The organism is Catenuloplanes atrovinosus (assembly GCF_031458235.1).
In the GTDB taxonomy this organism is placed as follows: domain Bacteria; phylum Actinomycetota; class Actinomycetes; order Mycobacteriales; family Micromonosporaceae; genus Catenuloplanes; species Catenuloplanes atrovinosus.
This window is the reverse complement of the sequence record NZ_JAVDYB010000001.1, coordinates 6,318,481-6,344,783: the sequence shown is the minus strand read 5'-3', so window position 1 is coordinate 6,344,783 and position 26,303 is coordinate 6,318,481. Positions and strand designations below refer to the sequence as shown.

At 72.6% G+C, this 26,303-nt stretch carries 25 protein-coding genes; 12 read left to right on the top strand and 13 right to left on the bottom strand.

Annotation, left to right across the window (positions count from 1 at the left end):
• Nucleotides 1-3: 3 nt before the first annotated feature.
• Genes J2S41_RS28065 through J2S41_RS28055 form a run of 3 tightly spaced genes read left to right on the top strand, consistent with a single transcriptional unit; the run spans nt 4 to nt 1,376 of the window.
• Entirely contained in the window at nt 4-414 is a 411-nt protein-coding gene (locus tag J2S41_RS28065; protein ID WP_310376580.1) for a roadblock/LC7 domain-containing protein, read from the top strand.
• Nucleotides 404-793: a DUF742 domain-containing protein gene (locus J2S41_RS28060; protein ID WP_310372013.1), complete on the top strand. Its 390-nt coding sequence runs from the start codon at nt 404-406 to the stop codon at nt 791-793. The genes J2S41_RS28065 and J2S41_RS28060 overlap by 11 nt, the downstream gene beginning before the upstream one ends.
• Nucleotides 774-1,376 carry a GTP-binding protein gene (locus J2S41_RS28055; RefSeq protein ID WP_310372011.1) on the top strand — a complete coding sequence of 201 codons (603 nt, stop codon included), beginning with the start codon at nt 774-776 and terminating at the stop codon, nt 1,374-1,376. Before J2S41_RS28060 ends, J2S41_RS28055 begins: the two co-directional genes overlap by 20 nt.
• On the opposite strand, the gene J2S41_RS28050 is transcribed toward J2S41_RS28055, so the two are convergent.
• Complete coding sequence (locus J2S41_RS28050) at nt 1,351-2,910, bottom strand: AfsR/SARP family transcriptional regulator (RefSeq protein ID WP_310372009.1); 1,560 nt, start codon at nt 2,908-2,910, stop codon at nt 1,351-1,353. The genes J2S41_RS28055 and J2S41_RS28050 overlap by 26 nt on opposite strands.
• A 162-nt stretch (nt 2,911-3,072) precedes the next feature.
• Here J2S41_RS28050 and J2S41_RS28045 point away from each other — a divergent pair, with 162 nt between their 5' ends.
• Nucleotides 3,073-3,867, top strand: a complete 795-nt coding sequence (locus J2S41_RS28045) for a hypothetical protein (protein ID WP_310372007.1) — start codon at nt 3,073-3,075, stop codon at nt 3,865-3,867.
• A gap of 70 nt (nt 3,868-3,937) precedes the next feature.
• Here the strand turns inward: J2S41_RS28045 and J2S41_RS28040 are convergent, their stop codons facing one another.
• Genes J2S41_RS28040 through J2S41_RS28025 form a run of 4 tightly spaced genes read right to left on the bottom strand, consistent with a single transcriptional unit; the run spans nt 3,938 to nt 7,347 of the window.
• Nucleotides 3,938-4,561 (bottom strand): LutC/YkgG family protein, encoded by a 624-nt coding sequence (locus tag J2S41_RS28040; protein WP_310372005.1) that lies wholly within the window; start codon nt 4,559-4,561, stop codon nt 3,938-3,940.
• The gene (locus J2S41_RS28035) at nt 4,558-5,976 is read right to left on the bottom strand and encodes a LutB/LldF family L-lactate oxidation iron-sulfur protein (protein ID WP_310372003.1); all 1,419 of its coding nucleotides are present in this window, start codon (nt 5,974-5,976) and stop codon (nt 4,558-4,560) included. The genes J2S41_RS28040 and J2S41_RS28035 overlap by 4 nt, the downstream gene beginning before the upstream one ends.
• Nucleotides 5,973-6,707, bottom strand: coding sequence for a (Fe-S)-binding protein (locus J2S41_RS28030; protein ID WP_310372001.1), 735 nt, complete (start codon nt 6,705-6,707; stop codon nt 5,973-5,975). Before J2S41_RS28030 ends, J2S41_RS28035 begins: the two co-directional genes overlap by 4 nt.
• 4 nt (nt 6,708-6,711) lie before the next feature.
• On the bottom strand, nt 6,712-7,347 hold the full coding sequence (locus J2S41_RS28025) for a GntR family transcriptional regulator (protein WP_310376578.1): 636 nt from the start codon (nt 7,345-7,347) through the stop codon (nt 6,712-6,714).
• 71 nt (nt 7,348-7,418) lie between these two features.
• Here J2S41_RS28025 and J2S41_RS28020 point away from each other — a divergent pair, with 71 nt between their 5' ends.
• The 4 genes from J2S41_RS28020 (at nt 7,419) to J2S41_RS28005 (ending at nt 13,163) form a co-directional block, all read left to right on the top strand.
• Nucleotides 7,419-8,408, top strand: coding sequence for an aldo/keto reductase (locus J2S41_RS28020; protein ID WP_310371999.1), 990 nt, complete (start codon nt 7,419-7,421; stop codon nt 8,406-8,408).
• A 40-nt stretch (nt 8,409-8,448) separates the two neighbouring features.
• Nucleotides 8,449-9,510, top strand: a complete 1,062-nt coding sequence (locus tag J2S41_RS28015; RefSeq protein ID WP_310376576.1) for a lactonase family protein — start codon at nt 8,449-8,451, stop codon at nt 9,508-9,510.
• Between the two features lie 293 nt (nt 9,511-9,803).
• The gene (locus tag J2S41_RS28010; RefSeq protein ID WP_310371997.1) at nt 9,804-11,513 is read left to right on the top strand and encodes a substrate-binding domain-containing protein; all 1,710 of its coding nucleotides are present in this window, start codon (nt 9,804-9,806) and stop codon (nt 11,511-11,513) included.
• A gap of 165 nt (nt 11,514-11,678) precedes the next feature.
• A complete protein-coding gene (locus tag J2S41_RS28005; protein WP_310371995.1) occupies nt 11,679-13,163 on the top strand; it encodes a sugar transferase in 1,485 nt (494 codons plus the stop codon).
• Nucleotides 13,164-13,488: 325 nt separating this feature from the next.
• On the opposite strand, the gene J2S41_RS28000 is transcribed toward J2S41_RS28005, so the two are convergent.
• Together J2S41_RS28000 and J2S41_RS27995 are read right to left on the bottom strand one after the other, a co-directional pair.
• Nucleotides 13,489-14,007, bottom strand: a complete 519-nt coding sequence (locus J2S41_RS28000; protein WP_310371994.1) for a MarR family winged helix-turn-helix transcriptional regulator — start codon at nt 14,005-14,007, stop codon at nt 13,489-13,491.
• Nucleotides 14,008-14,045: 38 nt separating this feature from the next.
• Entirely contained in the window at nt 14,046-15,248 is a 1,203-nt protein-coding gene (locus J2S41_RS27995; RefSeq protein WP_374728176.1) for an ROK family transcriptional regulator, read from the bottom strand.
• A 75-nt stretch (nt 15,249-15,323) separates the two neighbouring features.
• Between J2S41_RS27995 and xylA the strand changes: the two genes are divergently transcribed.
• Nucleotides 15,324-16,511, top strand: coding sequence for a xylose isomerase (gene xylA, locus J2S41_RS27990; RefSeq protein ID WP_310371992.1), 1,188 nt, complete (start codon nt 15,324-15,326; stop codon nt 16,509-16,511).
• Nucleotides 16,512-16,514: 3 nt separating this feature from the next.
• Nucleotides 16,515-17,912 carry a xylulokinase gene (gene xylB / locus J2S41_RS27985; protein WP_310371990.1) on the top strand — a complete coding sequence of 466 codons (1,398 nt, stop codon included), beginning with the start codon at nt 16,515-16,517 and terminating at the stop codon, nt 17,910-17,912.
• A gap of 60 nt (nt 17,913-17,972) precedes the next feature.
• On the opposite strand, the gene J2S41_RS27980 is transcribed toward xylB, so the two are convergent.
• Both J2S41_RS27980 and J2S41_RS27975 read right to left on the bottom strand, forming a co-directional pair.
• Nucleotides 17,973-18,170 (bottom strand): DUF397 domain-containing protein, encoded by a 198-nt coding sequence (locus J2S41_RS27980; RefSeq protein ID WP_310371988.1) that lies wholly within the window; start codon nt 18,168-18,170, stop codon nt 17,973-17,975.
• Between the two features lie 89 nt (nt 18,171-18,259).
• Nucleotides 18,260-19,117 carry a helix-turn-helix domain-containing protein gene (locus J2S41_RS27975; protein ID WP_310371987.1) on the bottom strand — a complete coding sequence of 286 codons (858 nt, stop codon included), beginning with the start codon at nt 19,115-19,117 and terminating at the stop codon, nt 18,260-18,262.
• Nucleotides 19,118-19,273: 156 nt separating this feature from the next.
• On the opposite strand from J2S41_RS27975, the gene J2S41_RS27970 reads away from it, so the two are divergent.
• Nucleotides 19,274-19,891, top strand: a complete 618-nt coding sequence (locus tag J2S41_RS27970) for a GNAT family N-acetyltransferase (protein WP_310371986.1) — start codon at nt 19,274-19,276, stop codon at nt 19,889-19,891.
• Nucleotides 19,892-19,907: 16 nt separating this feature from the next.
• On the top strand, nt 19,908-21,335 hold the full coding sequence (locus tag J2S41_RS27965; RefSeq protein WP_310371984.1) for an MFS transporter: 1,428 nt from the start codon (nt 19,908-19,910) through the stop codon (nt 21,333-21,335).
• Between the two features lie 35 nt (nt 21,336-21,370).
• On the opposite strand, the gene J2S41_RS27960 is transcribed toward J2S41_RS27965, so the two are convergent.
• The 4 genes from J2S41_RS27960 to J2S41_RS27945 form a co-directional block, all read right to left on the bottom strand.
• On the bottom strand, nt 21,371-23,035 hold the full coding sequence (locus J2S41_RS27960) for a glycoside hydrolase family 13 protein (RefSeq protein ID WP_310376571.1): 1,665 nt from the start codon (nt 23,033-23,035) through the stop codon (nt 21,371-21,373).
• 36 nt (nt 23,036-23,071) lie between these two features.
• The gene (locus tag J2S41_RS27955) at nt 23,072-24,085 is read right to left on the bottom strand and encodes a LacI family DNA-binding transcriptional regulator (protein ID WP_310371982.1); all 1,014 of its coding nucleotides are present in this window, start codon (nt 24,083-24,085) and stop codon (nt 23,072-23,074) included.
• Nucleotides 24,086-24,183: 98 nt separating this feature from the next.
• On the bottom strand, nt 24,184-25,161 hold the full coding sequence (locus J2S41_RS27950; protein WP_310371980.1) for a carbohydrate ABC transporter permease: 978 nt from the start codon (nt 25,159-25,161) through the stop codon (nt 24,184-24,186).
• Between the two features lies 1 nt (nt 25,162).
• Complete coding sequence (locus J2S41_RS27945) at nt 25,163-26,224, bottom strand: carbohydrate ABC transporter permease (protein ID WP_310371978.1); 1,062 nt, start codon at nt 26,222-26,224, stop codon at nt 25,163-25,165.
• Nucleotides 26,225-26,303 lie beyond the last annotated feature (79 nt).

The window sequence follows — 26,303 nt, the reverse complement described above, 5'->3', positions numbered from 1 at the left end:
CAGATGACCTCCTCCGCCAACCTCAACTGGCTCCTCGACGACCTGATCAACCGGGTCCCGACGGCGCACCAGGCGGTGGTGCTCTCCTCCGACGGCCTGCTGATGGGCGCCTCGCGGAGCCTGAGCCGGGAGGACGCGGAGCACATGGCCGCGATGGCGGCCGGCTTCCAGAGTCTCGCCAAGGGCGCCAGCCGGCACTTCGGTGCCGGGCCGGTGCGGCAGACCGTGGTCGAGATGGAGGCGGCGTACCTCTTCGTGACCGCGGCCGGGGCGGGCGCCTGCCTCGCCGTGCTCGCCGCGTCGGACTCCGACATCGGGCTGATCGCCTACGAGATGGCCATGCTCGTCACCCGGGTGGGGCAGACCATGAGCGCCACCCAACGAACCCCGGGAGTGCATACGGATGCCGGATAGACCACCGGACGAGCTGCCGGAGATGCACTGGATGGACGACGACGCCGGGCCGGTGGTGCGCGCCTACGCGGTGACCGGCGGCCGGGTGCGCCCCGTCGCCGGCGGTTTCGACCTGGTGGCGTTCGTGGTCTGCCGCGTGACGGAGGACGAGCTGCCGTCACATCTGAGCCCGGAACAGCGGGCCATCCTCGCCGCCTGCCGCGAGCCGATCTCCGTGGCCGAGATCGCCGCGAAGCTGAACCTGGCGCTCGGCGTGATCCGTGTACTCCTCGGCGACCTGCTGGCCGCCGACCTGATCTCCATGTACGAGCCGCCCGCGGCTCGCCGGCATGACGAAGACATCCTCAAGGCGGTTGTTAATGGGCTCCGTGCGCTATGACGACGAGTCGGTCTCCGTACCGACGGCTCTCAAGATCTTGATCGCGGGCGGCTTCGGCGCGGGGAAGACCACGCTGGTCGGCTCCGTCAGCGAGGTGCGCCCGCTGCAGACCGAGGAGGTGCTGACCGGCCTCGGCCTGGACGTGGACGACACGTTCGGCGTCGAGCAGAAGGGCACCACCACGGTCGCGATGGACTTCGGGCGCATCACGATCAGCGAGGATCTGCAGATCTACCTGTTCGGCACGCCCGGCCAGGACCGCTTCTGGTTCCTCTGGGACGAGCTGGCGTTCGGCGCGCTCGGCGCGGTGGTGCTGGCCGACACCCGGCGCCTGGCGGACTGCTTCCCGTCCGTGGACTACTTCGAGCAGCGGGGCACGCCGTTCGTGGTCGCGGTCAACATGTTCGACGGCCACAAGCAGATCACCGAGGCCGCGCTGCGCACCGCGCTCGACCTGGACCCGGACGTGCCGATCGTGCTCTGCGACGCCCGCGATCGCCGCTCCGGCAAGAGCGTGCTGATCGCGCTGGTCGAGCACGTGGCGGAGCGCCGCGGGCTCAGCCTGGCGGGCGCGCCGTCGTAGCCAGGCCGGCGCCGAAGACGAGGAGCTGCCGCAGGGCGTAGGCGTCGTCCGGCGGCAGCGCGCCGCGGGCCACCAGGTCGTGCAGCGAGCCGAACGGGCCGCCGCGGGCCCGCTCCGCCGCCACGGTCCGCGCGGCCTCCGCGCTCAGGCCGGGCAGCGCGGCCAACTGGGCCTCCGGTACGGCGTTCACGTCGACCAGGCCGCCGTCGTCGTACCACCGGAACAGGTCCGGCCGGCCGATGCCCAACTCCGCCGCGATGTCCGGCCGGTACGCGAGGATCTGCCGCGCCTGCTCCCGATGCGCCTCCCGCAAGGGGTCGCCGGCCGGCGCGACCGGCGCGGGGGAGCGCGGGAAGAACGCCAGCAGCACCGCGTGCAGCGCGCCCACCAGCATCGGCACGAACAGGCAGAGCGAGAACAGCAGGTCCCAGGTGGTGCCCAGGTCGCGCTCCGGGTCGATCTCGCCGGAGCCGATCAGCACGAACATGCCCATGGTGAGCACGCCGTAGACGGCCGCGGCCGCGCCCTGCGCCCAGCTACGGCGCGCGAAGGCGAGCACGCCGATCACCAGCCAGGTGAGCATGCCGAGCGATCCGGCCGCGACGCCGCCGAATAGCACCGCCTTCGCCCACGCCTTGGCGGAGAGGTCCAGCCGCCGCCCGGTCCGCACCGGCACCGAAGCCGAAGCCGGAGTCGGAGTCGGAGGAGGCGGCGGCGCGGCGGCGACGGGCGGGGCAGCCGCGGGCGACGTGACCGGCGGGGCGGCGAGACCGAGTGACGGATCCGAGCGCAGGATGCGCCGGTGCAGGTCCTGCAACCGCTCGCCCGGCTCCACGCCGAACTCGTCGCTCAGGTAGTCGCGCGCCTCGCGGAACGCGGTCAGCGCCTCCGCCTGCCGGCCCTGCCGGTACAGCGCCAGCATCAGTGCGCCGCGCAGTTCCTCCCGGGCCGGGAACTCCTCGATCACCCGGACCAGCTCCGCGCCCAGCGACGCGTGCCGGCCCAGCGCCAGTTCCGCCTCGGCCAGCAGCTCCCACGCCGCGCCGCGCGCGTCGTCCAGCCGCCGGCGCGCGGTGGCGAACACCCGGCCGTCCAGCCCGGCCAGCGCCTCGCCACGCCAGAGCAGCAGCGCGGAGCGGAGCGCGGTGGCGGCCGCGCCCGGGTCGTCGCCGGCCAGCAGGGCGCGCGCGCCGCGTACCGACGAGTCGAACGTGTCCGTGTCGAGCGCGCCGGCCTCGACGTGCAGCCGGTATCCGGCGCCGTCCAGCGCGAGCACGGTGCTGGGGGAGCGGGGCGAGCGGTCCGGCTCCAGCGCGCGGCGCAGCCCGGCGACGTGCTTCTGCACCACGTTCGTCCCGTTCTCCGGCGGATCGTCGGCCCAGACCGCGTCCACGATCGCGGCGGCGGAGACCGGCCGGTTCGCGTTCAGCAGCAGCAGCGCGAGGACGGCGCGCTGCTTGGCCGGGCCGAGGTCCACCTCGGCGCCGTCGGCCGTCGCCGTCAGCGGGCCCAGGACCGCGTACCGGACCTGCATGACGCGTCTCCTCCCCGGGTTTCGCGGACGAGACTCTAGCAGCACATTTCAATGGAACGGCAGCGGATCGGCAGCGGCGGCAGCGGCACGGCAGCCGTCCGGCAGCGGACCTCGGGACGGTTCCCCGGCACACCTTCCCGTCTCGACAGAGAGCTGTTCGACATGTCTGCTGCAGTAGCGTCCCGCACCGCCGGTCTCGCGCTCGTCATGATCGCCGGGCTGTCCGGGTGCGGCCTCCCGGAGGAGATCGCGGAGGCCGCGAAGACGCCCCGGGACGTGCTGGCCGCGTCCGCGCCGGGCCTGGAGTCGCCGCCGTTCGCGTACACCATCCTGGGCGTCGACCCGGAGGGCGTCCCGCAGGACCTGAAGGGCGTGGTCAGCCCGGCGGCCCAGAGCTACGACCTGGCCACGTCCTACACCGATCGGGACGCGGGCTTCACCATGAACCTGCGGTTCCGGGTGGTCGGGCCGGCCTCCTGGGTACGCGTCACGTTCGACGCGGAGAAGGACGTGCAGGGTCTGCCGGAGCTGCCGGACAAGTGGCTGAAGGTCGACCCGGCCCGCGCCGGTGACGAGGACGACGCGCTGCCCACCGCGTTCACGCCGGCCGACGCGGACCCGGGCACCACCGCGGCGCTGATCTCCACGGCCGTCGCGGTCACCGAGACCGGCACCGGTGCGTACGCCGGCACCATGGACCTCACCCGGGCGAGCGACTGGGAACTCGTGGACGTCGCGGCGGCCGGCGACGCGGTCAAGTCCGTCCCGTTCACCGCCTCGGTCGACGGCACCGGCCGGCTGACCGCGCTGACCGTCGAGATCCCGGCGATCGGCGAGGTCCAGGCCTTCTCCTACCAGGTCACGTACGCCTACGGCACCGCCGCACCGGTCGAGGCCCCGGCCGCGCCCGACACCGCGGAGACGCCGGACCTGCTCTACGACCTCTTCGCCGCCTGATGCCCCTCCGGCCGGGGTCGCGCGGCGAGACACGACGGGGGCCGCGCGGCACCGGCCGGAGGCAGGCGGATCAGGACCGGGCGGCGACGACAACGTCGAGGCGGCGCGGGCCGTGCACGCCCTCGACGCGGTTGAGCTCGATGTCGCTGGTGGCGGACGGGCCGGAGATCAGCGTGATCGGCCGGGACGGGTCGGCCAGGCGGGCCAGCGCGGCCGGCACCCCACCGCTGATCTGGTCGGTCCAGATCACGCAGACGTGGTGGTCCGGGACCAGGCTGAGCACGCGGCGACCCTGGTCGGGAGCGGCGTCCAGGATCAGCGTGCCGGTGACCGCGATCGCGACCGCGGCGCCGGTGACCACGGTGACGCCGGGCCGGTCCAGGTCGGCGACCGAGATCGGCGCGCCGGGGAAGTCGCGCAGCACCGGGCCGGCCACCTCGGCGAGCCACTCCGCGGGCAGGCCGGGCGGTGCGACCACGGTGGACGACGTGGCCACCAGGCCGGCGAGCACGCCCGGCAGCGTCGCGGCGGACGCCCGGTGCACGCCGGCCCGGTAGTCGGCGAGCCGGTCGACCAGCACCTCGACCACGTCGATGCCGGGCACGTCCGGCAGGTAGTCGCGCGGCACCGGGGGCGCGGACGCCGGCCGGTGTGCCCGGACGCGGGCCAGGATCTCCGTACGCGCGCTGCTCATCGCTTGGCCCACCATTCCCGGAAGGTCTGCTTCGGCGGCAGCGGCACGTCGCGGCTGTCCGTCCACGCGGAGGCCGGCCAGGGCAGCCGGCGCAGTCGTCCCCGCCCGCGCAGCGGCGCGCTGCCCCGGCGGGCGGCGCGCAGCGCGGCGGCGTACCGGCGGCGGTCCCGCATGATCCAGGAGAGCGAGACGAACGCGGCACGCTCCGCGGACGGCTTGCCGCGCTTGGCGTCCACGCCCTTCTGCCGCAGGTGCACCAGCACCTCGGGGATGTTGATCCGCACCGGGCAGGCGTCGAAGCAGGCGCCGCAGAGCGAGGACGCGTACGGCAGCGTGCTGTTCGCCCCGGAGGAGGTCAGCTGCGGCGACAGGATCGCGCCGATCGGCCCGGGGTAGACCGACCCGTACGCGTGCCCGCCCACCCGCTCGTAGACCGGGCACACGTTCAGGCAGGCGGAGCAGCGGATGCAGCGCAGCGCCTGCCGGCCGATCTCGTCCGCGAGCGTGGCGGTGCGCCCGTTGTCGACGAGCACGATGTGCGTGGTCCGCGGCCCGTCGCCGGGCGTGACGCCGGTCCACATCGACGTGTACGGGTTCATCCGCTCACCGGTCGACGAGCGCGGCAGCAGCTGCAGGAAGACCTCCAACTCGGAGAAGGTCGGCAGGATCTTCTCGATGCCGACCACGGAGATCAGCGTCTCCGGCAGCGTCAGGCACATCCGCCCGTTGCCCTCGGACTCCACCACCACCAGCGTGCCGGTCTCCGCGATCGCGAAGTTCGCGCCGGAGATGCCGACCGTGGCGCTGAGGAACTTCGCCCGCAGGTGCCGCCGGGCGGCCTCGGCGAGCGCGGGCGGGTCGTCGGTGAGCCCGTCCGTGACGCCGGGCATGCGGGAGCGGAAGATGTCCCGGATCTGGCTGCGGTTGTAGTGGATCGCCGGGACCAGGATGTGTGACGGCGTGTCGTCCGCGAGCTGCACGATCAGCTCCGCGAGGTCGGTCTCGGTGGCCTCGATCCCGGCCGCCTCCAGCGCCTCGTTCAGCCCGATCTCCTGGGTGGCCATCGATTTGACCTTGACCACCTCGCGCGCGGCGGTCCCGGTGACCAGCCGGGTCACGATCTCGCAGGCCTCCGCCGCGTCGCGCGCCCAGTGCACCACGGCGCCGGCCCGGGTCGCCGACTCCTCGAACCGTTCCAGCAGCTCGGGCAGGCGGGCGAGGACGTCGTCCTTGATCGCCGCGCCGGCCCGGCGCAGCGCCTCCCAGTCGTCGACCTCGCCGACCACGCGCAGCCGCTTGTCCCGGATCGTGTGCGTGGCGCGGCGCAGGTTGGTCCGCAACTGCTGATCGTTGAGCTCCAGCCGGGCCGCGTCCGGGAAGGGGCGCAGGGCGACGATGTTCCCGGTTCCGTTCACGATGCGCTCCCGGTGCTGGCGAGGATCTCGGCGTAGTGGATCGGCTTCGCGGTCGACGCGGCGCGCCGGGACAGCCCGCCGCCGATGTGGGTCAGGCAGGAGTTGTCCGCGGCCACCACGTACTCGGCGCCGGTCGCGTCCACGGCGCCGCACTTGTCGGCCAGCATCGCGGCCGAGACACCGGCGTTCTTCAGCGCGAACGTGCCGCCGAACCCGCAGCACTCCTCGGCGCTCGCCAACGGCCGCAGCTCCAGGCCGCCGACCGCGCGCAGCAGGGTCAGCGGCTTGTCGCCGAGCCGCAGCATGCGCAGCCCGTGGCAGGTCGGGTGATACGTCACGGTGTGCGGGAAGACCGCGCCCACGTCGGTCACGCCCAGCACGTCGACCAGCAGCTCGGCGAACTCGTAGGTGCGCGGCGCCACCTCGGCCACGCCGCTCTCCAGATCAGGATCACCCAGGGCCAGCCGGGGGTACGAGTCCCGCACCATCGCCACGCAGGAGCCGGACGGGGCCACCACCGCGTCGTACCCCCGGAACGTGTCCACGAACCCGCGCACCATCGGCATCGCCTCGGCCCGGTAGCCCGAGTTCGCATGCATCTGCCCGCAGCAGGTCTGCGCCTCCGGGAAGTCGACGGTGTGCCCGAGCCGCTCCAGGACGGACACCACGGCCCGGCCGGTGTCCGGGTACATCAGGTCGTTCACGCAGGTGATGAAGAGCGCTATCCGCATGGCGTCAGCTCCCGAAGTAGGTCAGGTGCCGCGCGCGGGCGGCGGTGATGTGGTCGCGCATGGCCTCGGCGGCCGCGGGACCGTCCCCGGCCGCGATCGCGTCGACGATCCGGTGGTGCTCGGCGGCGCTGGTCCCGTAGTGGCTCTGCGGGAAGTTGAGCCGGAACAGGTGCAGGTGCGCGCGCAACCGGACGATCGCGTCGCGCAGCATCCCGTTGCCGGACAGCTCCGCGATCCGGTGGTGGAACCGGGCGTCCTGCGCGGTGAACGCCGCGATGCCCGTGAAGCCCGGTGCCTCCGGTGAGGCGGGCAGGTCGGCCACGGCGCGCAGGTCGTCGACGTAGCCGGCCTTCGCCGCCGCGGCCGGTTCGAGCAGCAGCCGCATCTCGATCAGCTCCTCGAACTCGGCGCGGGTGAGCAGCGGCGACGCCGTGTATCCGGCCAGCGCCCGCTTGCGGACCAGCCCGTCGGACTCCAGCCGGGCCAGCGCCTCCCGCACCGGCGTGGGGGAGACCTCCAGCCGGCGCGCCAGCGCGTCAATGTTGATCTTCTCGCCGGGTGCCACCTCGTGATCCATGATCAGCGTTTGCACCGACGTGTAGACGTCATCGGTGAGCGTGAGTCTCCGCGCCGGGCGCATCTGCACCTAACCTGGGTGAGGGAAGGACGGCACGGCGAATCCTATAGGATCTACGAACAGGGGAGAAGTCCATGGACCCGGCGGCCCGCGTCCGGCTCGGCGGCAGCGATGTCCTGGTCACCCGCCTGGGGCTCGGCCTCGCCCCGATCGGCGGCCTCTACGCCCCGGTCGGCGACGCCACCGCGCGCGCCGTGCTCGACCGCGCCTGGGAGCGTGGCATCCGCCTCTTCGACACCGCGCCGCTCTACGGGCACGGGCTCTCCGAACGGCGTACCGGCGCGGCACTGCGCGACCGGCCGCGCAACCAGCTGGTGCTCTCCACCAAGGCCGGCCGGCTGGTCGTCCACGGCACGGCGGAGCGCTCCACGCTCTGGACCGAGCTGTCCGGCGACGCCGGAATCCGCTTCGACTTCTCCGCCGCCGCGATCCGCCGCTCGGTCGAGGAGAGCCTGCGCCGGCTCGGCATGGACCGCATCGACCTGCTTCACCTGCACGACCCGGACGACCACTACCTGCCCGCGCTGCACGAGGCGCTGCCGGCCATGGTGGAGCTGCGCAGGTCCGGCGCGGTCGGCGCGATCAGCATCGGGATGAATCAGGCGCCGATGCCGGCCGGCCTGATCCGCGCGATGGGCGGGCCCGGCCCGGACGCGGTGCTGGTGGCCGGCCGTTACACGCTGCTCGACCAGTCGGCGCTCGACGACCTGCTGCCGCTCGCGGCCCGCCGGGGCATCTCCGTGCTGGCCGCGGCGCCGTACAACTCCGGCCTGCTGGCCGACCCGCGGCCCGGCGCGCGGTTCGACTACGCGCCCGCGGCGCGCGCGATGCTCGACCGGGCGCTGAAGATCAAGGACATCTGCCGGGGGTACGGCGTACCGCTGCGCGCCGCGGCGATCCAGTTCGCGTGCGGCCACCCGGCGGTGGCGGCCGTGGTGTGCGGCGCCCGCTCCCCGGAGGAGGTGGACGACAACGTGGACATGGCCGCGCTGCCGATCCCGGCCGAGCTGTGGACCGCGCTGAAGGGCGAAGGACTGCTCCCCGCGTCCGTGCCCACGCCGTAGGCCCCGGCGCGCGGAACGACCACCGCTCTGGTTTCATCGGATCATGAGCGACGGCGAACTCGTATTCATCGGTTGCTACACCTCGGAGGCGGGCGGCCGCGGCGACGGCATCTCCGTGGCCCGCCGCGACCCGCGCACCGGAGAGCTCTCCGCGCCGCGCCTGGCCGCCGCCACGCCGTCCCCGTCGTTCCTGGCCCGCCACCCGCGCCTGCCCGTGCTGTACGCCGCCGGCGAACTGGCCGAGGGCCGGGTCACCGCGTGGGCGATCGCGGAGGACGGCGACCTGACGCTGCTCGGCGAGCAGCCCACCGGCGGCGAGCACCCGTGCCACGTGGCGGTCACCGCGGACGGCGCGCACCTGGTCACCGCCAACTACGGCAGCGGCAGCGTCGCCGTGCACCCGCTGGACCTGCTCGGCGTGCCGGGCGAGCGCACCGACCTGCGCCGGCACGAGGGCTCCGGCCCGGTCGAGGACCGGCAGGAGGGGCCGCACGCGCACATGGCCACGCCGGACCCGGACGGCGACCGGGTGTGGGTGATCGATCTGGGGCTGGACGCGCTGTTCGGGTACCGGCTGGACCCGGAGACCGGCCGGCTGGAACCGCCGCCCGCGCCGTTCCGCACCCGGCCCGGCACCGGCCCGCGGCACCTGACCCGCGCGGGCGGCCGCCTCTACGTGGTGGGCGAGCTGGACGGCTCGGTCACCGGGTACGACGCGGCCGCGGACGGCACGCTGACCGAGCTCGGCCGGGCCGGCGCCAGCGAGTCGGACGGCCCGGTGCAGCCGTCCGAGATCGGCATCGGCGCGGACGGACGTTTCGGGTACGTTGCCAACCGCGGCCCGGACACGATCGCCGTTTTCGCTCTGGATGAGACATCCGGCATTCCGGTACTGCGCGGTGAGGTGCCGTCCGGCGGCGTCTGGCCGCGCCATTTCTCGCTCATGCCGAGTGTCGATCCGGCCGGCCCCGAGTTCCTCTACGTGGCGAACGAGAGATCGGACTCAGTGATCACGTTCCGCCTGGACCCGGAGACCGGAATCCCCGCTCCCGGCGCTCCCGTGCTGGAGCTGGGCACACCCACGTGCATTATCCGCGCCTGATTCCACTGGGGAGGGTTCGCGCGGTGTCCGATTCGCCGAATGACCTCCGCGATGGGTATGGACGACTACCTTAAAGCTTTCCTAAACTATTGTGCCGGTCCTACCCATTTTGCCGACGCGCAGGCACTGATCAATTACGAAGCGTAATAATGCTGGTATAGATCGGTTTCGTCTCCGTAACTTTCGACCGAACGTCTGTGGCATTCGGCGTCGAACGTGCGGAGTATTGGCGTGTGCCAGGCCGCCATCGCATGAACAGCAGCTTTCGTGGAGCCGGTGCCATCGCTGCGGCGATGGCACTGGTCGCCGTCGTCTCCGGTTCCTACCTCGGTTACCGACAGTTGTCGCAGCCCAGCTGCACCGGGTCGGTGCCGTTGGTGGTCGCGGCCGCGCCCGAGATCGTCGAGCCGATCAAGGCCGCCGCCGACGCGAAGATGTCGGCCGGCGCCGGCGTCGACGGCCGCTGTCTCGAGGTGACGGTGCAGGCCGCCGACCCGGTCGAGATCGCGGCCGCGATCGCCACCAAGCACGCCACCACGCTGACCGGCGTCGGCCAGGGCAGCGGTGCGACCGTGCTCCCCGACGTCTGGGTGCCGGACTCCTCCACCTGGCTGCAGCGCCTCGAGCAGGCCGCGCCCGGCTTCTCCCCGCTCAACGCCGCGTCCGTCGCGACCAGCCCGGTCGTGGTCGCGATGCCGGAGCCGCTGGCCAAGACCATGGTCGGCTGGCCGGACAAGAAGCTGCAGTGGTCCGACCTGCTCGCGCAGATGACCAGCAGCGACTCCCCGCTGAAGACCGGCATCGTGGACCCGGCCCGCGACGCGTCCGGCCTGTCCGCGCTGCTCGCGCTCGGGCAGGCCTCGTCCGGCAACGGCACCGCCAACGAGGCGGCCCGGGTGGCCGTGCTTCGCACGCTCGCACTGAACCGGTCCAACCTGCGGGCCGACCTGGTGGCGAAGTTCCCGAAGTCGGAGGATCCGGCCGCGCTGGCGAACGGCGTGGGCCTGGCCGCGCTCTCCGAGGAGGACGTGATCGCGTACAACGCGACCCAGCCCCCGGTGTCGCTGGCCGCGCTCTACGTCGAGCCGGCCGCGGTCGCGCTGGACTACCCGTTCGCCGTCATGCCGGAGGCGGACGCGGTCAAGGGCAACGCCGCCGACCTGCTCTTCGGTGAGCTGGTGTCGAGCCCCGGCTACCGTGACTCGCTGGCCAAGGCCGGGCTGCGCGGCTCCGACGGTGCCGCGGGCGGCGGCTTCGCGGCGCCGACCGGCGCGCCCAGCCCGGAGGCGATCGCCGCGTCCGCGCCGGCCAGCAGCGGCGGCGCCGCGGCGAACGGGCTAGACGCGACCGCGATCGGCCGCGCGCTGGCCAGCTGGACCGCGATCACCTCGCCCGGCCGCATGCTCGTGGTCTTCGACGTGTCCGGCTCGATGCTCAGCCCGGTCCCCACGGCCGGCGACAAGACCCGTAACGAGGTGATGGTCGAGGCGGCCGGTCGTGGCCTGGGCCTGCTGGACAACGAGTGGTGGCTCGGCGTCTGGGCGTTCTCCACCGAGTTGGACGGTCAGCGCGACTACCGCGAACTGGTCCCGATCGGCCAGATCAGCAAGCAGCGGGACGCGCTCCAGGCCTCGCTCGGCGAGGTCGTCCCGGTGGAGAACGGCGCCACCGGCCTCTACGACACCGTCCTCGCGTCGTACCTGGAGGTCCAGGAGGGCTACCAGGCCGACAAGGTGAACTCGGTGGTGCTCTTCACCGACGGGCAGAACGAGGACGCCAACAGCATCAGCCGCGAGGAACTGGTCGCCCAGCTCAAGGACAAGGCCGACGCCAAGCGGCCGGTCCGCGTCATCCTCATCGGCATCGGCAACGAGGTCAACAAGGAGGAGCTGGAGACCATCGCGGCGGCCGGTGGCGGTGGCGCGTTCGTCGCGCAGGACCCCGCGCGGATCGACGAGATCTTCCTCCAGGCCATCGCCTCCCGCGCCGCGACGGTCGGCTGAACTCACGCTCGGCGATCGCCGCGGCGCGGCAAGCCGTCCGGCCAGCGGAAATTCCGCCGGATGGCGGAGCTGACGGTAATGCGTCGCGGATATTCTGCGACCGGCCCTACTCAGCGATCATGGGCTCCCCGCCTTTTCCGCGGGAACAACGGGTGGGGAGGGCCGATGACGTCCGTGACGCTAGCGCCGTCGTCCGGGACGCGGCCGGACACCCGGCCGGACGCCTCCGTCGCCACGCTCCGCCTCCGGCAGCACCGCTACGTCCGTACCCTCGTGGTCGTGGACGCCGCCGTGGTCGCCACCGCGGTGCTGGCCGGCTACATCGGGCGCTTCTACGACACGCCGGTGATCGGCGTCCAGGTGCCGTACTACGTCATCCTGCCGGTCCTCGCCGTCGTCTGGCTGCTCTCACTCAAGGGCCTGCGCTGCTACGACGACCGCGTGCTCGGCTACGGCGCGGACGAGTACCGCCGGATCTTCTCCGCCAGCGCGCGCGTCGCCGGCGGCGTGGCGATCGCCGGGTACGCCGTCGACATCGGCGTGGCCCGCGGCTTCCTCGCCATCTCCTTCGCGCTCGGCACGGTCCTGCTGATCACCGCGCGCTGGGCGGCCCGCAAGCGCCTGCACCGCCAGCGCCGCAACGGCCGCGGCTGGGCCCGCCGGGTGCTCGTGGTCGGCGACGCCCCGCACGTGCTGGAACTGGTGCATACGCTGCGCCGCGAGCCGTACGCCGGATACCACGTGGTCGGCGCCTGCATCCCGGACGCGCTGCTCGCCCCGGTCCCGCAGCGCCTCGGCGACGTGCCCGTGGTCGGCTCGTTCCGCAGCATCCTGGACGCGGTCGCGGCCACCGGCGTCGACACGGTCGCGGTCACCGCCTCCGGGGAGCTCACCGCCGGCCGCCTCCGCCGCCTCGGCTGGCAGCTCGAGGGCACCGACGTCGACCTGGTCCTCGCGCCCGCGCTCACCGACGTGGCCGGCCCACGCATCCACACCCGCCCGGTCGCCGGCCTCCCGCTGATCCACGTCGAGTCCCCCGAGTTCCGCGGCGGCCGCAAGCTCATCAAGGAGCTGATCGACCGCAGCATCGCCCTGCTGGCCACGCTGGTCGCGCTGCCCGTGATGATCGCCATCGCGCTCGCCATCAAAATCGACAGCCGGGGCCCGGTCATCTTCCGGCAGACCCGCGTCGGCCTGGACAGCCGCGAGTTCGGCGTGTTCAAGTTCCGCACCATGGTGACCAACGCGGACGCGCTGCTCGCCGAGCTCAAGGCCAAGAACGAGACCGACGGCCTGATGTTCAAGATGCGCAACGACCCGCGCGTCACCCGCGTCGGCCGCTTCCTCCGCAAGTGGTCCCTGGACGAACTGCCCCAGCTCTTCAACGTCCTCCTCGGCCACATGAGCCTGGTCGGCCCCCGCCCCCCACTCCCCTCCGAGGTGGCCCGCTACGACGGCGACCTCGCCCGGCGCCTCCTGGTCAAGCCCGGCATGACCGGCCTCTGGCAGGTCAGCGGCCGCTCCGACCTCTCCTGGGAGGACGGCGTCCGGCTCGACCTCTTCTACGTCGAGAACTGGTCCCTCGCCGCCGACCTCACGATCCTTTGGAAAACCGTCGGCGCCGTCATCCGCTCCCGCGGCGCCTACTGACCCCGACACGGCCCACCGTCCCGCCGCCGGCTTCCCGCCGCACCGTTGCGTGACCGCGCCGGTTCCGCGGCCCGGCCGGTTCCCCGCCGCACCGTTGCGTAGCCCCGCCGGTCCCGCGGCCACGCCGGTTCGGGCGGGTCTCAGCCCCACCGTTCCGTAGCCGGGCCAGCCCGCCGGTCCGCGTCGTCGCGTGTGCATCGCGCCGACCCGGCACGCGTGACCGGCAGGCCACCCACGGCACCGGCAGGAAGGAGCGCTAGCTAGCGACGACCGGTGCCCGCGGGAGCATGCGGGCCGCCACCACGCCGGACGCGGGAGGAGAAGATCACGCCGTGCGGGCCGGCGTCGACTCCTCGGCCGGCCGGGTCGCGGTGGTGAAGGCCTGCAGCCCGGCCAGCAGCGCCGCCCGTGCCGCCGGCGACATCCGTGACAGGACGACCGACAGCTGGTCGCGGCGTTCCGCCCGGACCTCGTCGAGCAGTGCGCGCCCCGCCGGGGTGAGCGTGAGCGCGATCTCCCGGCGGTCCGCCCGGCCCGGCTCGCGTTCCAGCATGCCGGCGGCGACCAGGCGGTCGCAGAGGCGGCTGGCGGAGGAGAGGATCATGCCGAGGTTTCCGGCGAGGCGGCCCAGGTTGATGCCCTCGTCCTGCTCCACGACCAGCAAGGCTCGCAGCTGCGAGCCCGAGAGGCGGTTGGTGGCCTTCTCCCGCGCGGTGTCCCACACGCCCAGCAGCGCCTCGGCCGCCTCGTCGATCGCGGCGGCGTCGGCGGAGACGGCGCCGGTCGGGGAGACGGCGGTCGCGACGGTGGAATCCGGCCGGTTTGGCCCATGCTGTACGGCCATCGTCCGCCGAGAGTACCCCCGCGATGTGTGTCGTGTCTCTATGGCGTACCGGCCGAAGCCGGAAGCAGCCAGGCCGCGGGCTCGTCGTGCACCGCGCGGATGATCGCGCCGGCGGCGCCCACGACGGCGGCGTCGCTGCCCAGCCGCGCGGGCCGGACGCGGACCGGAGACCAGCCGGCGGTGAGCACGCGGGAGGCGATCTGCTGCTCGATGCCGGGGGACAGCCAGCGGGCCAGCGGTGCGTAGACGCCGCCGAGCACCACGGTGTCCACGTCCAGCAGGTTGATCACGCCGGCGATGGTGACGCCGAGCGCGGAGGCGGCGGAGGTGAGCCGGTCCAGCGCCGGCCGCTCGCCGCGGTCGGCCGCGGCGACCAGGTCGGCGAGGGAGACGCCGGGCGGTAGCAGGGCCTCCTGCCCGGCGTACTGCTCCAGGCAGCCGTGCGCGCCGCACCGGCAGGCGGGCCCGTCCGGGTCGACCGCGACGTGGCCGAGCTCGCCGCTCCAGCCGCGCGCGCCGCGGAACAGGCTGCCCGTGAGCACGATCCCCGCACCGATGCCGATCTCGCCGGAGACGTAGAGGAAGCTGGACAGCCCGGGCTCGCCGTGGAACAGCTCGCCGAGCGCGGCCAGGTTCGCCTCGTTCTCCACGGTGAGCGGACCGGTGAGCGGGCCCGGGGTGAAGCCGGACGTGTCGACGTCCCGCCAGCCCAGGTTCGGCGCGAGGCGGATCGTGCCGTCCGGCGAGACCAGGCCGGGCACGGCCATGGCCGTACCCGCGATGGTCAGTCCCTGATCTTCCGCGGCGAGCGCGGCGCGCGACGCGAGCGCGGCCGCCTCCGCGAGCACCGCGGACGGCTCGACGCCGCGCCGGTCGCCGGGCCGGATCTCCCGGTGCCGCACCGCGCCGGCCAGGTCCAGCACGCACGCGGCCAGGTAGTCGACGTTGATCTCCAGGCCGAGTCCGGCGGGGCCGTCCGCGTCGTTCAGCACCAGGCCGACGCCGGGCCGGCCGGCGCCGCCGCGGGGGGTGGGCGAGACCTCGCGCAACAGCCTGCCGGAGACCAGATCGTCGACGAGAGTGGAGACCGTGGCGCGGGTCAGCCCGGTGGCGGCGGCGATATCGGCGCGCGACAGCGGCGCGCCGGAGGCGACCTGTCCCAGCACGAGACGCAGATTGTGCTGGCGGAGGCTCGCCTGCCGCACCGGCGCGCCGGCGGCGGCGGAGATCCCGGAAATCACGGGGTTGACAATGCCACACGCCCCTCAAATAATTCAACCAATAAACAAATCGCGGATGTTACGTGGAGGTATCGCATGGCCGCTCAGCCCACTCCCGCGGACAGGTTCACGTTCGGCCTCTGGACGATCGGCTGGACGGCCCGTGACCCGTTCGGCGACGCCACCCGGGCCCCGCTCGACCCCGTCGAGGCCGTCCACAAGCTCGCCGAGCTGGGGGCGTACGGCATCACGTTCCACGACGACGACCTGATCCCGTTCGGTGCCGAGACCGCCGCGCGGGACGAGCAGATCAGCCGGTTCAAGAAGGCGCTGGACGAGACCGGCCTCAAGGTCCCGATGGCCACCACCAACCTGTTCGCCCACCCGGTGTTCAAGGACGGCGGCTTCACCAGCAACGACCGCTCCGTCCGGCGTTACGCGCTGCGCAAGGTGCTCCGCAACGTCGACCTGGCCGCCGAGCTCGGCGCGAACACGTACGTGCTGTGGGGCGGCCGTGAGGGCGCGGAGTACGACGTGGCCAAGGACGTGCGCGCCGCGCTCGACCGCTACAAGGAGGGCCTGAACCTCCTCACGCAGTACGTGACCGAGAAGGGCTACGACATCCGCTTCGCGCTCGAGCCGAAGCCGAACGAGCCCCGCGGCGACATCCTGCTCCCCACGGTCGGCCACGCGATCGCGTTCATCAACGAGCTGGACAAGCCGGAGCTGGTCGGCCTCAACCCCGAGGTGGGCCACGAGCAGATGGCCGGCCTCAACTTCGCGCACGGCATCGCGCAGGCGCTGTGGCACGGCAAGCTGTTCCACATCGACCTCAACGGCCAGCGCGGCGTCAAGTACGACCAGGACCTGGTCTTCGGCCACGGCGACCTGCTCAACGCGTTCGCGCTGGTCGACCTGCTGGAGAACGGCGCGCCCGGCGGTGGCGAGGCCTACTCCGGCCCGCGTCACTTCGACTACAAGCCGAGCCGCACCGAGGACTACGACGGCGTCTGGGCCTCCGCCGCGGCGAACATGCGGACGTACCTGCTGCTCAAGGAGCGCGCCGCCGCGTTCCGGGCGGACCCGGAGGTGCAGGAGGCGATCGCGGCCAGCGGCGTCGCGGAGCTGAACCGGTCCACGCTGAACGACGGCGAGACGCTCGCCGACCTGCTCGCGGACAAGGGCAGCTTCGACGAGTACGACGTGGACGCGGCCGCCCAGCGCGGCTTCGGCTTCGTCCGCCTCAACCAGCTCGCGGTCGAGCACGTGCTGGGAGCCCGATAACACATGCCTCTCGTCGCCGGGGTCGACTCCTCGACCCAGTCATGCAAGGTCGTGATCCGGGACGCGGAGACCGGCGCGCTCGTCCGGGAGGGCCGCGCGGCCCACCCGGACGGCACCGAGGTGCACCCGGACGCGTGGTGGAGCGCGCTCACCGAGGCGGCGGAGCAGGCCGGCGGCCTGGACGACGTCGCCGCGATCTCCGTGGGCGGGCAGCAGCACGGCATGGTCGCGCTGGACGAGCAGGGCGAGGTGGTCCGCCCCGCCCTGCTGTGGAACGACACCCGGTCCGCGGGCGCGGCCGAGGACCTGACCCGGGAGCTGGGTGGCCCGCAGGCCTGGGCGGACGCGGTCGGCCTGGTGCCGGTCGCCTCGTTCACGGTCACCAAGCTGCGCTGGCTGGCCGACGCCGAGCCGGGGAACGCGGCCCGGACCGCCGCGGTCTGCCTGCCGCACGACTGGCTGACCTGGCGGCTGGCCGGCAGCCCGGGCCTGGACGGCCTGCGCACCGACCGCAGCGACGCCAGCGGCACCGGCTACTGGGCCGCCGCGACCGGGGAGTACCGCACGGACCTGTTGCGGCTCGCCTTCCACGACCGCCACCAGCCGATCGTCCCGGTCGTGCTGGGCCCGGCCGAGAGCGCGGGCACGACCGCCGCGGGCGCGCTGCTCGGTCCCGGCGCCGGGGACAACGCCGCGGCCGCGTTCGGCGCCGGCGCGCGCCCCGGTGACGTGCTGGTCTCCATCGGTACGTCCGGCACCGTCTTCTCGGTGGCGGACACGCCGGCGAACGACCCGAGCGGCATCGTCGCCGGCTTCGCGGACGTGACCGGCCGGTTCCTGCCGCTGGTCTGCACGCTCAACGCGGCGCGCGTGCTGACCACGGCCGCGGCCATGCTCGGCGTGGACGTGGACCGCCTGTCGGAGCTGGCGCTGGACGCGCCGGCCGGCGCGGACGGCCTGGTGCTGGTGCCCTACCTGGAGGGTGAGCGGACGCCGAACAAGCCGCACGCGTCCGGCGCGGTGCACGGCCTGACGCTGCGCACCGGCACGCCCGCGCACCTGGCCCGCGCCGCGGTGGAGGGCATGCTCTGCGCGCTCGCGGACGGGCTGGACGCGTTGCGCGCGCAGGGTGCCACGGTCAACCGGGTGATCCTGGTCGGCGGCGGTGCCCGGTCCGAGGCGGTCCGCCGGATCGCGCCGGAGGTCTTCGGGCTGCCGGTCGTGGTCCCGCCGCCGGGGGAGTACGTGGCGGACGGCGCCGCGCGCCAGGCCGCCTGGGTGGCCACCGGCACCGCTCCGCAGTGGACGGTCAAGGACACTCAGGAGTACGGCGGCACGCCCGTCCCCGCCATCCGGGAGCAGTACGCCGCGGCCCGCGAGCTGACCGTCGACCGCCACTGAGCACGCACGAAGGGGCCCGCCGTCCACCGGAACACGGACGGCGGGCCCTCTCGTAAGTCGTTATCGCTGGATCAGGTCGCTGGTGAGGAAGGTCCGCCAGCTCGCCGGGGCGAACGTCAGCATCGGCCCCTGCGCGTCCTTCGAGTCACGCACCCCGACGACCTGGTCGCCGAGCCGGGCGAACTCCACGCACTGTCCCTGGCCGTTGCTGCGGCTGCTCTTGCGCCACGTGGCCTCGGACGGATTCGGCGCAGCCATAGTGCGCCCTCCTACTCTGTTGATCTCGCCGACGTTGTGCTGTGAAGCCGGACAGAGATCAACAGAGGTCGCCCGTCCCCAGGCAGTCTTCACCTGGGAGCGAACGCGTCCGCCTTCACGCTTAGTAGTTTAACGCTGTCCACGGGGGAGAGCGCAATCGCCCGCATATGGTCATATGCGGTGGCATGCGTGGCGACGTGCTCCGGACTGTCCAAAAGCAACGCTCCGGAGAGATTCTCCAGGTAGACGACGGTGGGATCGCCGGGGTTGGCGAATTCCATAATGGTGAAACCAACCCCCATCCCGGCATATGGCCCCTGGTTGAAGGGTAGGACCTGAATCGTCACGTTAGGTAACTGGCTGGTGTCCGCGAGATGCCGAAGTTGCGCCGCCATCACCTCCGGCCCACCGATGACGCGCTCCGTGACGGACTCGTCCAGGATCAGCCACAGCTTCGGCGGCGTCTCCCGGCGCAGGATCGCCTGCCGCGCCAGCCGCAGCTCCACCCGCTCGTCGATGCGCTCCGGCGAGTCCTCCGGGAACTCCGCGGCGATCACGGCCCGCGCGTAGTCCGGCGTCTGCAACAGGCCGGTCACCAGCTGGATGTCCACGATCTGGAAGCCGGAGGCCTCGTCCTCGAACGCCACGTACCCGGCGAACCACTGTGGCATCGAGCCGGAGTAGTCCACCCACCACCCGTGCTCGCGCGCGTCCCGCGCCAGTTGCACCAGCGCGGCGCGCACCTCGCCGCCCACGCCGTAGACGCGCAGCAGCGTGCCGACCGTGCGCGGCTGGACCCGGATCTGTGCCGTCTCGATCCGGGACAGCGTGGACTTGCTGACCTTCGCCTCGGCGGCGGCCTGCTCGATGGTCAGGTCCGCCGCCTCCCGCAGCCGCCGCAGCTCGGATGCGAGCCGGCGCCGCCGCACCGTCGGATGGGTTCCCATAGCGCAGAGTCTCGCCGATGCAGGTCATGGGCGGGTAACCGCCTCCCGCACATTTCGGAGAAGATCCATGCTTGGAAGTTCCTCCATAGTGGGAGTTGCAGGACGCGTTCACAGGTGCGAATCTGCTAGCTGCCGACAACGGGGAGGCGAGCGGGCGTGCATCCGACGATCACGAGGGCCGAGGCGTCCGACGCGGCCTGGACGACCGATCTGATCACCCGCGCGCTGGAGGGGCACGCGCCCGCGGTCTGGCTGATCCCGCCGCGCGACCGCCGGCACGCGATCCTGAGCAGGGCGATCCGCACCGCCGTGGACGCCGCGCTGGTCCACGGCGAGGTGCTGTGCACGCCGGAGCGGAACGCGGTCGCGGTCTGGCTGGCGCACGGCGCCGGCGACGCCTGGCCCACGCTGCCCGGCCGGTGGGACGCCCGGGTCGACGCGATCACCGCGGAGTTCCGCGACCGGTTCGGCCGGCTGGCCACGCTGCTCGCCGCCCACCACCCGGCCGAGCCGCACCACCACCTGCTGTTCATGGCCGTGGAGCCGAACCGGCGCGGTGAGGGGCTGGGCAGCGCGCTGCTGCGGGCGCACCACGCGCGGCTGGACGCGGAGGGCATTCCCGCCTACCTCGTCTCCGGCAATCCCGCCGCCCGCGATCTCTACGCCCGGCACGGGTACCGCGCGGCCGATCCGCTGCTGCTCCCGGACGGCGCGCCGTTCTGGCCGATGTGGCGACCGAGCCGTCCCGGAACGCCCGAAACGACCAGGAACTGAGTTACCCTCCCGAGTCATGAGGGGCGGCGGCGGGCGAGTGCACCGCTCGTACAGCGTGGTCGTCTTCGTCGTGCTCGCCTCGCTGGACAACGTGGTGATCGGCATCGCGCCGCCGCTCTACGGCCGGATCGGCGACGGGCTCGGCGTCGGCCGGGGCGAGATCGCCGGCGTCATCTCGGTGGCGTACCTGGCCAGCGCCGTGGCGTCGGTCGCCTGGGCGTACAGCGGGGACCGCACCGACCGCAAGCGGCTGCTGATGTCCGGCACGCTGGTCTGGGCCGCCGGCACGGCCGGTACCGCGCTCTCCGCCAACTTCGTCATGTTCGCGCTCGCCCAACTGGTGGCGGCGGCCGGGCTCGGCGCGGTCTCCTCCGTCGGCTTTTCCGTGGTCACCGACCTGATCACGCCGCGCCGGCGCGGCCTGGTGATGGCGTTCTTCGGGCTGGCGCAGGGCGTCGGGTCGCTGACCGGCACGCTGCTCGGCGGCCTGGTCGGCAACGCGGACTGGCGGCGCCCGTTCGTGGTGCTGACCGTGGCCGGGCTGGTCGCCACCGTGGCGTACCTGTTCACCTACGACATCCGGCGCGGCGAGGCGGAGCCGGAGCTGGCCGACACCGCCGACTACGACTACCGCATCTCCCGCCGCGACCTGCCCCGCATCCTGCGCAACCGGTCGAACGTCTGGCTGGTCGCGCAGGGGCTCACCGCGCAGGTCGCGTTCGGCTCGCTGGTCTGGCTGCCGGTGCTGTTCACCGAGCGGGCCAGGGCGCAGGGGTACGACGACAGCACCGCGGTCGTGGTCGGCACCATCTTCACCACGCTGTTCCAGCTCGGCGGCGCGCTGTCGATCATCGGCGGCGTGATCGGCGACCGCCTCCAGCGGCGCACCCCGCGCGGCCGGGCGCTGGTCGCGGCCGTGGGCGTGCTCGGCGCGCTCCCGTTCTACGCGATCCTGTTCTACGTACCCATGCGGATCGACGTGCCGAACGGCGGCTCCAGCGGCGCGGTGGCCGCCGCCGTGCTGTCCAGCGTGGTCACCGAGCCGACCGTGGCGCTGAGCCTGCTCACCGCGTTCACCGCGCTGGCGTTCACGTCCGCGAACTCGCCGAACTGGTTCGCGCTGATCGGCGACGTCAATCTGCCGGAGCACCGCGGCACGGTCTACTCCATCGGCAACCTGGTCAACAGCCTCGGCCGGGCCGGCGGCAACGTGCTGATCGGCGTGGCCGCGCGGGCACTGGCCGGCGCGTTCCCGCCGCCGCTGAACTACGCGGCCGGGCTCGCGCTGTTCCAGCTCTTCTTCGTGCCGACCGGCGTCATGTACTGGCTGGCCTCGCGGACCGTGCCGAAGGACATCGCGGACGTGCACGACACGCTCCTGGCCCGGGCCGCCGCGAACCAGGACCCACGGACCGCCGAGGGTACGGCCAGAGCCTCCAACTGACGGCCCCGCGTCCGTACCCCCGAGCGGTCGCGGTCCTAGGCGCGCAGCCAGACGGTCACGTCGGACGGCAGGCGCCCCGGCGTCTCCAGCGGGTGGCTGGTGAGTATCACCTCGGCGCCGGCCGGCAGCTCCACGTCGCCCGGCCCGAAGTTGGTCACCACCCGCACGCCGCCGTTGACGAACGACAGCGCGGTCTCGCCGGTGAGCGCCTCGTCCCAGGCCAGGTCGCCGCTGCCCAGGCCGAGCTCGCGGCGGCGGCGCAGCGCCTCCCGGTACAGCTCGTAGGTGCTGCCGGGCACGCCGCGCTGGCGGTCCAGCGCGTACTCCGCCCACAGCTCCGGCTGCGGCAGCCAGCTCGCGTCCGTCGGCCCGAAGCCGTACGACGGCGCGTCCGCCTCCCACGGGATCGGCACCCGGCAGCCGTCCCGGCCGCGCCGGGAGTGCCCGGACCGCTCCCACGTCGGGTCCTGGCGCGCCTCGTCCGGCATCGTCATGTGCTCCGGCAGGCCCAGCTCCTCACCCTGGTAGAGGTAGGCGCCGCCGGGCAGGCTCAGCATCAGCAGCGTGGCCGCCCGGCCGCGGCGCAGGCCCAGCGCCGGGTCCGGCTGCGGGTCGCCGATGCCGATGCCGTCCGGGCGCGGCGTGCCGATCGGCAGGCCCAGCCGGGACGCGTGCCGCAGCACGTCGTGGTTGGACAGCACCCAGGTGGTCGGCGCGCCCACCGCGCCGTTGGCGGCCAGCGAGCGGGAGATCACCGAGCGCTGGTCCGGCGCGGTCCAGTGCGCCTCCAGGTACTCGAAGTTGAACGCCTGGTGCATCTCGTCCGGGCGCACGTACGCGGCCAGCCGCTCGGCCGGCTGCACCCACGCCTCCGCCACCAGGATTCGCTCGCCCTCGTACTCGTCGAGCACCGCGCGCCACTGCCGGTAGACCTCGTGCACCTCGTCCTGGTCCCACATCGGCGCGCGCCGCCCCTCGACGCCGTCGCCGGTCGCGCCGTGGATCGGGTAGTGCCAGTTGGCCAGGTCCCGCTGCTTGATCAGCCCGTGTGCCACGTCCACCCGGAACCCGTCCACGCCCCGGTCCAGCCAGAACCGCAGCGTCTTCACGAAGTCCGCCCGGATCTCCGGGTTGTCCCAGTTCAGGTCCGGCTGCGCGGGGTCGAACAGGTGCAGGTACCACTGGCCCGGCGTGCCGTCCGCCTCGGTGATCCGCTGCCACGCCGACCCGCCGAAGACCGCGCTCCAGTCGTTCGGCGGCTGGTCGCCGTTCGGCCCCTTGCCGTCCCGGAAGATGTACCGGTCGCGCGCCTCGCTGCCCGGCGGCGACGCCAGCGCCTCCCGGAACCACACGTGCTCGCTGGACGTGTGGTTCGGCACCAGGTCGACGATGAGCTTCAGGCCGCGCGCGTGCGCCTCGGCGACGAGCTTGTCCGCGTCCTCCAGCTGCCCGAAGATCGGGTCCACGTCGCGGTAGTCGGCCACGTCGTACCCCGCGTCCGCCTGCGGCGACGGATAGAACGGGGACAGCCAGAGCGCGTCCACGCCCAGCTCCACCAGGTGGTCCAGCCGGCCGGTGATGCCGGGCAGGTCACCGAGGCCGTCGCCGTCGCTGTCCGCCCAGGACCGGGGATAGACCTGGTAGATCACGGCGTGCCGCCACCACTCGCTGCCCGTTTGCTTGTTCGGCTGCGTGTTCAGGGCCTTCTCCGTTCCGGTGTTGAGAGTTCCGTTCCGTTACCCGTCAAGTGTGCGGGCGGGCGCCGCCGTCGACTCGCGAACGGTCAGGTGTGTCGGCAGCAGCACATCGCGCTGCGGGGCGGCCGGCGCCAGCAGCGTCTGCACCGCCCTGCGTCCCTGCTCCGCGGCCGGCTGCGCCACCGTGGTCAGCCCGATCGCGGGGGCCAGGTCGTGGTCGTCGATGCCGACCAGGCTCACGTCCTCCGGCACCCGCAGGCCGTGCCGGCGCAGCGTGGTCAGCGCGCCCATCGCGGCCTCGTCACAGGTCGCGAAGATCGCGGTGAACCCGGCGTCGCGGGCCAGCAGCTGCTCGGTCGCGGCCGCGCCGCCGGCCAGGTCCAGGCTGCCCTCCACCTCCAGCGCCGGGTCCGGCGTTATCCCGGCGCGGGTCAGCGCCTCCAGGTAGCCGCGCCGGCGGTCCACGTGCGTGGTGAACGCCAACTCGTCCGAGGACTCGCCGCAGATCCGCGCGATCCGGGTGTGGCCCAGCCCGATCAGGTGGTCCATCGCCTTCCGCGCCGCGCCCACGTCGTCTATCCGGATGCTCGGCCAGCCCGGCACCGGCGTGCCCGAGCTGACCGTCACGCCGGGCAGCTCCAGTTGGCTCACGGCCGCGAAGTCCTCGGCCAGCAGCGGCATGGAGATCAGCATGACCGCATCCGCGCGCTGCCGCAGCGCGCCGGTGTGCAGCAGCTTGAGCCGGGCCTGCTCGCTGCCGCCGAGGTTGAACAGCAACACGTCGTACCCGGCCTCGTGCAGGCTCTCCTCCGCCGCCTCGACCACGGTGGAGAAGAACCAGCGGGTGATCCTCGGGACCACCACCGCCACCCCGCCGGTACGGCCGCCGGCCAGCCGGGAGGCGCTGGGTGAGGCGGAGTAGCCCAGCCGGGTCGCGGCGTCCAGCACCCGGCGGCGGGTGGACTCGGACACCATCGGCAGGCCGCGCAACGCCCGGGAGACGGTGGCGGTGGAGACACCGGCCGCCCGGGCCACATCATCGATCCTGGTCACGTCGCCACCTTCTCCGAAAGGGCGCACCGAGGACGACGGCCGGCCGCTTCTGCCCGCGACCGGCCGTCATGCCCCGTTCCTGTTGTTTGTCGAGAAAGTTAGCCCTTGACGCTTCCGGCGAGGAGACCTCGGACGAAGTACCGCTGCAACGACAGGAAGACGATCAGGGGAACGATCATCGAGACGAACGCGCCGGAGGTGAGCCGCTGCCACTCGTTGCCGCGCGTGCCGGCCAGCTCCGCCAGCCGTACCGTCATCGGGTTCGTGTCCCGGCCACCGCCGCTGGCGAAGATCAGCGCGACCAGCAGGTCGTTCCAGACCCAGAGGAACTGGAAGATGGCGAACGACGCGAGCACCGGCGTGATCAGCGGCAGCACGATGGTGCGGAAGATCTTCGGGTGGTTGGCGCCGTCGACCCGGGCCGCCTCCATGACGTCTCGCGGCAGCTCCGAGATGAAGTTGTGCAGCAGGTAGACGCCGAACGGGATGGCGAAGCAGGTGTGCGCGAACCACACCTGGATGAAGAGGCCCTCACCGGTCAGGCCCCAGGCCGGCAGCACCTGCACGCCGAACAGCTCCACGCCCTGCGAGAAGAAGCGCAGCAGCGGGACCAGCGCCATCTGCAACGGCACGATCTGCAGCGCGAAGATCAGGATGTAGACCCAGTCCCGGCCCCGGAAGTCGATCCAGGCCAGCGCGTACGCGGCCAGCGCGCAGACCGCCATCGGGAACAGCACCGACGGGATCGTGATGACCAGCGAGTTGATGAAGTAGCCGGCCAACTGGCCGGAGCTGGCGCCGCCGCCGAACAGCACCTCCTGGTAGTTCTCCAGGGTCAGCGCCGGATCGGAGAAGAACGTCCACCAGCCGCTGGTCTTGATGTCGTTCTCCGGCCGGAACGAGCTGATCAGCAGCCCGAACGTCGGCACGCTCCAGAACAGCGCGATGACCAGCGCGATGCCGGTCGCCACCCGGGTGGAGAGCTTCTGCCGGACGCGACCGGCCGACGTGCGCGGCCGGTCGGGGTCGGCCTTCGCGAGCGGCACCGCGGCGGCGGGCGGGTTGGTAGTCGTCATGTCAGGCCTCCGACCGCTGCTTGCGGATGTTCCGGATCTGGAAGATCACGATCGGGATCACGAGTACGAAGAGGAAGACGGCCAGCGCCGAGCCGTGGCCGGTCTCGCCGTACCGGAACGACTGGTTGTACATCTCGTTCGCGATCACGCTGGTGTCGTAGTTGCCGTTCGTCATCGTGCGGACGATGTCGAAGACCTTCAGCGTGGCGATCGTGATCGTGACGACCACGACGATCACCGCGGCCCGGATCGCCGGCAGCGTGATCTGCCAGAACATCTGCCACGCGTTCGTGCCGTCGATGCGCGCGGCCTCCACGATCTCGCCCGGAATCGCCTTGATCGCGGCGGACAGGATCACCATCGCGAAGCCCGCCTGGATCCAGATCATGATGACGATCAGCAGCAGCGTGTTGAGCTTGGAGCCCTGCTCCAGCAGCCACTGCTGCGGCTCGCCGCCGAACCAGACCACGATCTGGTTGAGCAGGCCGATCTGCTCCTGCTCGCCTGACCGGTACGCGTACACGAACTTCCAGATGATGCTGGCGCCGACGAACGAGATCGACATCGGCAGGAAGATCAGCGCCTTGGCGAACGCCTCGCCGCGCGCCTTGTCCACCAGGATCGCGTAGATCAGGCCGATCGTGGTGGCCAGCGTCGGCACCACGAGCACCCAGATCAGCGTGTTCAGCAGCACGCTCTGGATGTCCGGCTGCCCGAACATCCACGTGTAGTTGTCGAAGCCGACGAACGCGCTGCCGTCCCCGTTCATGAACGAGAGGATCGTCGTGCGGATCGCCGGGAAGATCAGGCCGATCGCCAGCAGCAGCAGCGCCGGCACCAGGAAGCCGAACGCCAGCCAGCCCTCGCGTCCGCGTACGGACGCGACGCTGATCGGCGTGCCGGCGTCCGCCGCGGCCGCCAGCCGGGCCTCCCGGCGCTCGGCCAGCCTGGTCGGGATCACGTCCAGGACCAGCAGCAGGCCGCCGACCAGCGCCACGAAGGCGACCAGGCCGCCCAGCAGCATCACGAACTTGTCGGCTTGATCGGCGAGGTCGAAGTTCATCACCGCTCCCCAGAGCTCACCCGTGCGGGGTGTTTCGGTACCGGAATAGAGATCCGGGCCGGACGCTCAGCGCGCCCGG